An 8,783-nucleotide genomic window follows, 5' to 3' on the forward strand; every position below is an offset into this window, starting at 1 on the left:
CGGGGGCCCCCCCACCGGGCCGGCCCCGCGGGACCTCGGGCCCCGGGCGGCCGGAACCGCCGGCCGCCTCGGGGTGTCCTGCGGCGCCGAGACCGGCTCCCCGCTCGATGCTGCCGACCCGGACGACGATGTCGCAGACCCGGATCCCGCTTCCGTGGTCGGCGCCTGGGCCCGCGGCGTCGGGGAGAGGACGGTCAGCAGCCGCTCGACCTCGGCCAGCTCGGCGGCTCGGGAACCGGACGCCGAGACATAGCCGTCCGGGCGCAGCAGGACGAACCCCGCCGGCCCGTCCGCCACATGCTCGTGGCTGACCAGGCTGGGGAAGCGGTCGGTCACGGCCCGGGCGGCCCCCACCAGGCTGTCTGCGACCTGCCCGGTGGACCCGTCCGGCCTGGTCGGTGCCGCGGGTCCCCTCGTCACCAGACGCAGCCGTCCCGCGGCCGTGGCGGAGCGGATCGGTCCGGCGGCCGGGATCCAGGCCGGGGTGCGCGCACCCGCGGGCGGCAGGCCCCGCCGGGACGCCCGGCCCAGCCCCCTGCCGCCCAGCCCCCTGCCGCCCAGCCCCCTGCCGCCCAGCCCCCTGCCGCGCAGCAGCCCGCCCGGCGACAGCGCCCCCGCGGGCTCGGGCTCGCCGAGCAGCAGCGGATAGCGGGTTCGCCAGCCGGCCAGCAGCGGCGCGTACCAGCGGCGCAGCGAACCGGTCCGCTGCAGGACATCCCAGCCGGCGTTGCGCACCCGGGCCTTCGCTCCGCGCAGCACCGCCAGCCGGATCAGCCGGGCGGCTGTCTGGACCGTCTGCTCGGCGGCCTGGCGCCGCTCGGGGTCGTAGGTGTCCAGCACCGACTCGGCCAGCCGGCCCTGCACGACGCCGGCCAGCTTCCAGCCCAGGTTGCGCACATCGGACAGGCCCAGGTTGAGGCCCTGCCCGCCGATCGGGGAGTGGGTGTGCGCGGCGTCCCCGATCAGGAATGCCCGGCGTAGCCGCAGGGTGGCGGCGATCCGCTCCTGGCTGGTGAACGTGGTCAGGGTGCCCAGCGCGCCGACGGTCAGCCCACCCGGCCCCCGCAGATCCACCAGTCGCTGGACGAGCTCGGTGCTCAGGGCGGTGTCCGGTGCCAGCGGCGAGGCCAGCCGCACGAGACCACCGGGCAGCGGCGCGCACAGCAGCGGACCGGCCTGGCCGAAATGGTAGTGCAGCTCGTCGCGGGCGAAGCCGCCGTCGACGATCCCCTCGGCGAGCAGCACCGTGAGCGGGACATCCCCGCCGGGAAACTCGATGCCGAGCCGCTGGCGGACCGCGCTGCCCACCCCGTCCGCACCGATCAGCCAGTCGGCCGTGATGGTCTCGGTGCCCGCCGGCCGTGTCACCTCGACGACGACCCCGTGTTCGCTGACGGTGAGATCGGTGGCGCGGGTCGACCACTCGACCGCCACCCCCTGCTCGGTGAGCGCTTTGCTCAGCAGCCGGCTGGTGTGCTCCTGGGGGAGCACCAGCGGCCGGTTGCGCGGGTCAAGCCCGATGCGCACGGTCCGCCGTCCGGTGAGGTAGTAGTTCATCGCGTGCGGCGCGAAGCCGAGCTGTCGCGCCTCGTCGAGGACGCCGAGGTCGTCGAGGACCTCCAGGGCCGGTGGCCACAGCAGGATCGCCCGCGACCCCGTCCCGGCCGCGTCGGCGGCGTCGATCACACGGACGCTGGTCCCGAGTCGGGTGAGGACCGCGGCGAGGGCGAGGCCGCAGGGGCCCGCTCCCACGATCAGGACGGATGTCGCACTGCTCATTGCGGTCTCCTTGAACGGTGCACGGGTGGACGTAGGGGTCAGCGGGCCGCGACCAGCAGCCCGGCGAGCCACTGCTGGACGGCCCGCGCTGCCGCGCCGGCGTGCTCGGTGATGAGCGAGAAGTGATCGGCCGCCAGGTCGGTGGCGGTCTCGACGTCGGGCCAGTCCGCCTGCCACGCGGTGTCCGGTGACCAGGCGGGCAGCGGCCGGGCCGCCCGTACGAGCAGCGTCGGCGCGTGCAGCGTGGTCCGTGGCGCGTCGGCCAGCAGCCGCAGGTAGCCACCCATCGCCGTGAGTCGGACGTCGTCGACGGGTGTCAGTTCGTCCAGATGCTCGGCCATGCCGGCCAGCAGCGCGGGTCCGACGTGGGTGAACGCGGCACCGGCCGGCTGGTAGGAGTCGAGCAGTGCCAGGGCCAGCGGGCCGGTGCCGAGCTCCTCCAACCGCTGGGCGACCAGGTGCGCCAGGGTCCCGCCCGAGGAGTAGCCGACCAGCACGAACGGCCCGTCCTGCGCCACCGGCCGCAATGTCTCGACGATCGCCTCGACCAGGGCCTGCCTGGACGCCGGCAGCCGCTGGCCGTCGAGGTACCCGGGTAGCGCCAGGGCCCAGACGCTCGCGGTTCCGACCAGGTGCGCGGCGAACCGGGCGAACTGGTAGGGCCCCGAGGTCGCCAGCACCGTGGGCAGGCAGACCAGCGCCGGTAGCTCCCGGCCTTCGGCCAGGCGGGTGAGCGCCGGTCGTTCGCCCGGGCCGGGATGTTCGAAGGTGGCCCTGAACCGGGCCGTCTGCGAGATCGCCTCGGTGAACTCGGCCAGCCGGCCGGTCTCCCGGGCCTGCTGGAACAGTGCGCTCAGCAGGCTCTGAGTGCTGCGCGGTTCGGCCGGCCCACTGGTCTGGCGTGGAATGGCGGCGGACGCGGCCGGAGTCGGCGCGCTCTGGGGATGGTCGTCCGCGGCGCCGGGAAGTCGCGCGCGCAGGTACCGGGCGAGTTCCTGGGGGCTGCCCGCGTCCAGCATGACCCGGGCCGGCAGGTGCAGGCCGGTCGCCGCGCTGAGCCGGTTGCGCAGCTCCACCACGGTCAGCGAGTCGAAGCCGAGTTCCAGGAGTCCGAGGCGGGTGTCGACGCGCCGCCCGCCGCCATGGCCAAGGACCGCGGCGATCTCCGCGCCCACCAGCTCCAGCAGACTGGCTTCCTGGTCGGCGGCCGGCCGGCCGGCGAGCTGCGCCACCGAGATCCGGGTGGACGTGGGCCGGCTGGCCTCGCGGGCCCGCTGGTCTCGCCGGAGTGCGTCGACCGCGGGAATCGTGCGGACCAGGGGCGGTGTGCCGCCGGCCGCCTCACGGTGGCGTACCAGCTGGGGCCAGTCGACGTCGGCGATCAGCATGGCGGGCTCGTCGTGGTCGAGCACCTCGCCGAGGGCGCGCAGAGCCAGGTCCGGGTCCACCGGGGTGAAACCGCGGCGGCGCAACCGGGCCAGCCGGCCCGCTTCCCCGTCGTGCCCCACCGCCGGGTGGGCCCGCGTGCCGGCAGCGGTGTCCGGCTCGGCCGCTGACTCGGTGTCGGGCTCGACGTCCGGTTCGGACCAGGCCGTCCAGGCGACCGCCGTGGCGGGCAGGCCGGCGGCCCGCCGGTGTTCGACGAGGGCGTCCAGGTAGGCGTTCGCGGCGGCGAAGGCGGCCAGTCCGGGGCCGCCGAGGGTCGCGGCCGCCGAGGAGAACAGGACGAAGGCCGCCGGGGTCAGCGGACGGGTGACCTCGTCCAGGGTGCGGGCCGCCGTCGCCTTGGCCCGCACCACCTGGGCGAGACGTTCGGGGGTGAACGCGTCGAGCGGCCCCTCGTCGAGCAGCTGGGCGGTGTGGAGGACGGCCGTCAGGGCCGGTCCGCCACTGGGATCAAGAGCCTCACGCAGAGTGACGGCGGCGTCCGGGTCGGCCAGATCGACCGGGAGGACCCGCGCCTGGACGCCCAGCGCGTGCAGCTGGTCGTGCAGCCGCGTGCTGTGGGCGGCGGCGACGTCCGGTCGCACCGTGAGCAGCAGCGTCCTGGCCCCGCCGCGGGCCAGCCACAACGCGGTCGCGTGGCCCAGCGGGGACGTCGCGTCGGTGACCAGGACCGTCCCGGCCAGCCACGACGCACGCGTGACCGGGCTCGTGACCGGGCTCGTGACCGCCAGCGCGGCAGGTACCAGCCGGCGGGTGAACAGCCCACCGACGCGCAGCGCCACCTCGTCGTCGGTCTCGCTGGCCGCGTCCGTGCTGGCCTCGGCCGGGTCGGCTGACCGGGCGGCGGCCGGCGCACCCGGGGTTGCCAGGACGCCCACCAGCCGGGCGGCGGCGCGGCTGTCGAGGGTGGCCGGCAGGTCCACCACGGCGCCCCACAGCTGGGGATGTTCGGCGGCGATGCCTCTGGCCAGACCCCAGACCATGGCCTGGGCGGGGCTGACCAGCCGGTCCGACCGGCCCACCGAGACCGCGCCGCGGGTCAGCGGCCACAGCCGACCCGTCGCGGCCGTGTCCACCAGCGCCTGCACCAGGGTCAGCGTCTGGATCAGCCCCGCCGGGACCCCCGGGTGCCGCGGTTCGTCGGAGTCGGCCAGAGCCAGCAGGGAGACCACACCGGCGGCCGACGCCGCCCCGGCTGCCCGCAGCTGGGTGGCGAGCGCCGACCGTTCGATGCCCGCCGCCACCGGCACCCGCGTCACCCGGGCACCGTGCGCCGCCAGCGCCGCGAGGACCGCGTCGGCCAGCGCCGCCCCGCCCGCCTCGGCGCGACCCGCGTCGTCGGGGAAGGCGTAGTCGGGGCGCGGGTCGTCGGGGCCTGGGTCGTCCGGGCCTGGGTCGGCTGGCAGGACGAGCAGCCAGTCCCCGCCGAGCACCGCCGGCCCCGGTTCGCCGCGGCTGTGCCAGCGTGGCTGGTAACGCCAGGAGTCGATCAGCGCCCGCTCACGCCGCCCGGTGCGCCAGGCGCCCAGCGCCGCCAGCAGGTCCGCGGACGGCTCGGCCGGCCCGGTTCCCAGGATGTCGGCGAGGGCCTGGCCGTCGCGGCGTTCGGCCGCGGCCCAGAAGTCGACCTCGGCCGGGTCGGCGGCCGCCCCGGTGGGCAGCGCCGATCCCGCGTGCGGGCCCGGGCGGGGGGCGTCGGCGGCGGGCTCGTCCAGCCAGTACCGCTGGCGGGCGAACGCGTAGGTGGGTAGCTCGATCCGGGCGGTGTCGGCGGCGGAGCCACCCAGCGCGGGCGTCCAGTCCACGGTGACGCCCTGGACGTCCAGTTCCGCGAGCGAGGCCAGGAACCGGTGCGGCCCACCGTCCTGGCGGCGCAGGGAGCCGACCACCAGCCCGGTGCCGTCCGCGACCTGCTCGATGGTCTCCTCCACGCTGGCCGTCAGCACCGGATGCGCGCTCGGTTCGACGAACACCCGGTGGCCGTGGTCGGCCAGCAGCCGCACCGTGTCGTGCAGGGCGACGGGTTCGCGCAGGTTGCGGTACCAGTAGCCGGCATCGAGCTCGGCGGTGTCCAGCGCGCCCGCGGTGACCGTGGAGTAGAACGGCACCGGGGACGACGTGGGGGACAGCGGCGCCAACGCGGTCAGCAGCCGCTCCCGGATCGCTTCGACGTGGTGGGTGTGCGAGGCGTAGTCGACCCGCACCCGGCGGGCCCGCACCTGCCGCTGCTGGCAGTGGGCGACCAGCTCGGCGCAGGCATCCGGATCGCCGGCCACGGTCACCGAACGCGGCCCGTTCACGGCCGCGACGACCAGCCGGCCGTCCCACCGGGTGAGCAGCTCGCGGCTGTCGTCGCGGTCGAGGCCCAGGGCGACCATGCCGCCCTGGCCCGCGAGTTCGGTCAACAACTGACTGCGTAGTGCGACCACACGCGCGCCGTCGGCCAGTGAGAGGCCGCCGGCCGTGACCGCCGCCGCGATCTCACCCTGCGAATGACCGATCACCGCGGCGGGCTCGACCCCGAAGGATCGCCACAGCGCCGCGAGTGACACCTGCATCGCCCACAGCACCGGCTGCACGACATCCACCCGGTCAAGGGCCGCCGCGTCGTCGGCGACCGCGTCCAGGGACCAGTCGACATGCGGCGCCAGTGCCTGGCCGCACTGCTGCCAGCGCTCCCGGAACGCCTGCGACGAGACGGCGAGCTCCACGGCCATCCCCGGCCACTGCGATCCCTGGCCGGGAAAGACGAACACCGGTCCGCGGCGCCACTGCCCGCGCCCGCCGGTGACCACGCCGTCGGTGTGTGTGCCCAACGCGAGACCGTCGCGGGCCACCTGGTCCAGCCCGGCGAGCAGCTGCGTGCGGTCGGCCGCGAGCACCACCGCCCGGTGGGTGAGCCGGGCCCGGGTCGTGGCCAGCGCGTGGGCGATCCCGGGGTCGGCGCCCGGCGGCTGCCCGGCGACGAAACCACGCAGCTGGGCGGCCTGTGTCCGCAGCGCGTCCGCACCGCGGGCGGAGATCAGGAACGGCCGTACGGCCGTGGTGGCGGGCTCGCCGACGTGCGCGCCGACCGGTTCGGGCTCGGGTGCCTGCTCGAGGATGACGTGGGCGTTCGTGCCACTGACCCCGAACGCCGAGACGGCGCTGCGCCGCGGCTCGCCGGTCCGCGGCCACGGCTGCGTCTCGGTCAGCAGCGACACCGCGCCGGCGGACCAGTCCAGATGCGGGGAGGGCGCGTCGACGTGCAGCGTGCGCGGCAGCACCCCGTGCTGCATCGCCAGCACCATCTTGACGATGCCGGTGACGCCGGCGGCGGCCCCGGTGTGCCCGATGTTCGACTTGATCGATCCCAGTCGCAGCGCCCGCTCCTGCGCACGGTCCTGACCGTAGGTCGCCAACAGCGCCTGGGCCTCGATCGGGTCGCCGAGAGTGGTTCCCGTGCCGTGCGCCTCCACCGCGTCGACCTGTGTCGCCAGCAGACCCGCGTTGGCCAGCGCCGCGCGGATCACCCGCTGCTGCGCCGGGCCGTTCGGCGCGGACAACCCGTTGCTCGCCCCGTCCTGGTTGATCGCCGAGCCACGCACCACCGCCAGCACCGGATGTCCGAGCCGGCGCGCGTCGGAGAGCCGTTCCAGCAGCAGGACGGCGACCCCCTCGCCCCAGCCCGTCCCGTCCGCGGCGGCGGCGAACGCCTTGCACCGTCCGTCCGGGGACAGCCCGCGCTGCCGGCTGAAGTACACCCAGCCGGCCGGCGTCGTGAGAATCGAGGTGCCACCGACCAGCGCCAGCGACGACTCGCCCTGCCGCAGCGACTGGACGGCCAGGTGCAGGGCGACCAGCGAGGAGGAGCAGGCGGTGTCGACGGTCACCGCCGGCCCCTCCAGCCCGAACGTGTAAGCCACCCGCCCGGACAGCACACTGGCCGCGACCCCGGTCATCCGGTACGTCTCGATGTCCAGCGGCAGGGACGTCAGGTCGTCGCCGTAGTCCTGCGTGCTGCTGCCGAAGAAGACCCCGGTGCGGCTGCCGCGCAGGCTTTCGGGATCGATCCCGGCGCGTTCGAAGGTCTCCCAGGACGTCTCCAGCAACAGCCGCTGCTGGGGGTCGATCGCCACGGCCTCCCGCGGGCTGATCCCGAAGAACTCCGGGTCGAACTCGCCCGCGTCATGGAGGAACCCACCCGAACGCACGTAGGACGTGCCCGCCTGGTCGGGATCCGGGTCGTAGAGCGCGTCCAGATCCCAGTGCCGGTCGGTCGGGAAGTCGGAGATCGCGTCGGTCTCGTCGATGACGAGACGCCACAGGTCCTCCGGTGAGCGCACCCCGCCGGGATGCCGGCAGGCCATCGCGACGATCGCGATCGGCTCGCGGCGCCGGTCCTGCTCGTCCCGGAGCTGCTGGCGGGCTTCGTGCAGTTCGAGCATCGCGCGCTTGAGGTAGGTGCGGAGCCGCTGCTCATCTGACATGGCGTTACCTCATTGCCTGGATGGGATCACGATGGCGGGCTGCGAGCCGGATGGTCGCGGGCCGGTGGTGGCCGTCGGTCAGAGCGGGCCGAAGGTGCTGTCGAGCAGGCCGAACAGGTCGTCGTCGGACGCGGCGTCGATCCGTTCACTGATCTCGTCGCGACCGGGATCGGCTGTGGCCGTCAACTGCGCCAACAGGTCCTGCAGCGCGCCGGCCACCCGGCGGCGCTCGGTCTCGTCGGTGCTGGCCGCGACCGCGGCGGTCAGCCGGTCCAGCTGGGTGTCGATGCCGGTCGCGGGAGTGCCCACGTCCAGTTGGGTGCCCAGGAACGCCGCCACCGCGGTGGCGCTTGGATGGTCGAAGGCGAGCGTGGTGGGCAGGCTCAGCCCGGTCGCCGCGCCCAGCCGGTTGCGCAGCGAGACAGCCGCCAGTGAGTCGAACCCGAGTTCCTTGAGCGCCCGCCGCGGGTCGACCTCCCGCGGATCCGTGGCGCCGAGCACGGCGGCGACCTGCGTGCGCACCAGCTCGACGAGCAGCTCCTCCCGCCCCGGCTCGTCCAGCGACGCCAGCCGCAGCACCAGGGCGTCCGTGGTGGCACCCGCGGTGTCCTGGTCCGTTTCCGCCGCCGCGTCGGCCGCGGGGGCCGCGCTGGGTGTCGCGCTGACGGGCCGGTGGTCGCTGGCCATGGGTTCGGCCGGCCAGTAGTTGCGGTGCCGGAAGGGGTAGCTGGGGAGGGTGGTGCGGGGTTCGGCCGTGCTGCTGCTGCTGGTGCTGGTGCTGGTGGCGCCGTGGGTGTGGAGGGTGGCGAGGTTGGTGTGGAAGTGGGTGAGGGTGGGGTGGGTGCGGTGGAGGGTGGGGTGGGTGGTGGCGGGGGTGGTGTGGTGGTCGAGGGTTTCCTGGGTGGGGAGGGTGAGGATGGGGTGGGGGCTGGTTTCGAGGTAGAGGGTGTGGCCGTGGTGGAGGAGGTTTTGGATGGTGGTGTGGTATTGGACGGTGTTTCGGAGGTTGGTGTACCAGTATTCGGGGGTGAGGGTGGTGGTGTCGGTGAGGTGGGTGGTGGTGACGGTGGAGTAGAAGGGGGTGGTGGC

At 74.9% G+C, this 8,783-nt stretch carries 3 protein-coding genes; all 3 read right to left on the reverse strand.

All coding sequences use genetic code 11. From position 1 onward, the window contains the following. Positions 1 to 1,779: FAD-dependent monooxygenase (locus MXD61_RS20885; protein WP_248815158.1), on the reverse strand; the 1,779-nt coding region annotated here is incomplete at its 3' end. Between the two features lie 38 nt (positions 1,780 to 1,817). After that, the gene (locus tag MXD61_RS28170) at positions 1,818 to 7,694 is read right to left on the reverse strand and encodes a type I polyketide synthase (protein WP_285223334.1); all 5,877 of its coding nucleotides are present in this window, start codon (positions 7,692 to 7,694) and stop codon (positions 1,818 to 1,820) included. Positions 7,695 to 7,772: 78 nt separating this feature from the next. Beyond that, a partial coding sequence (locus MXD61_RS20905; protein WP_248815159.1) for an acyltransferase domain-containing protein occupies positions 7,773 to 8,783 on the reverse strand: 1,011 nt, incomplete at its 5' end.

It is taken from the genome of Frankia sp. AgPm24 (genome assembly GCF_023243055.1).
Lineage (GTDB): Bacteria > Actinomycetota > Actinomycetes > Frankiales > Frankiaceae > Frankia > Frankia umida.

Excerpts from the sequence above, each read along its gene's own strand:
- MXD61_RS28170 (WP_285223334.1), bottom strand. The coding sequence starts at position 7,694 with ATGTCAGATGAGCAGCGGCTCCGCACCTACCTCAAGCGCGCGATGCTC.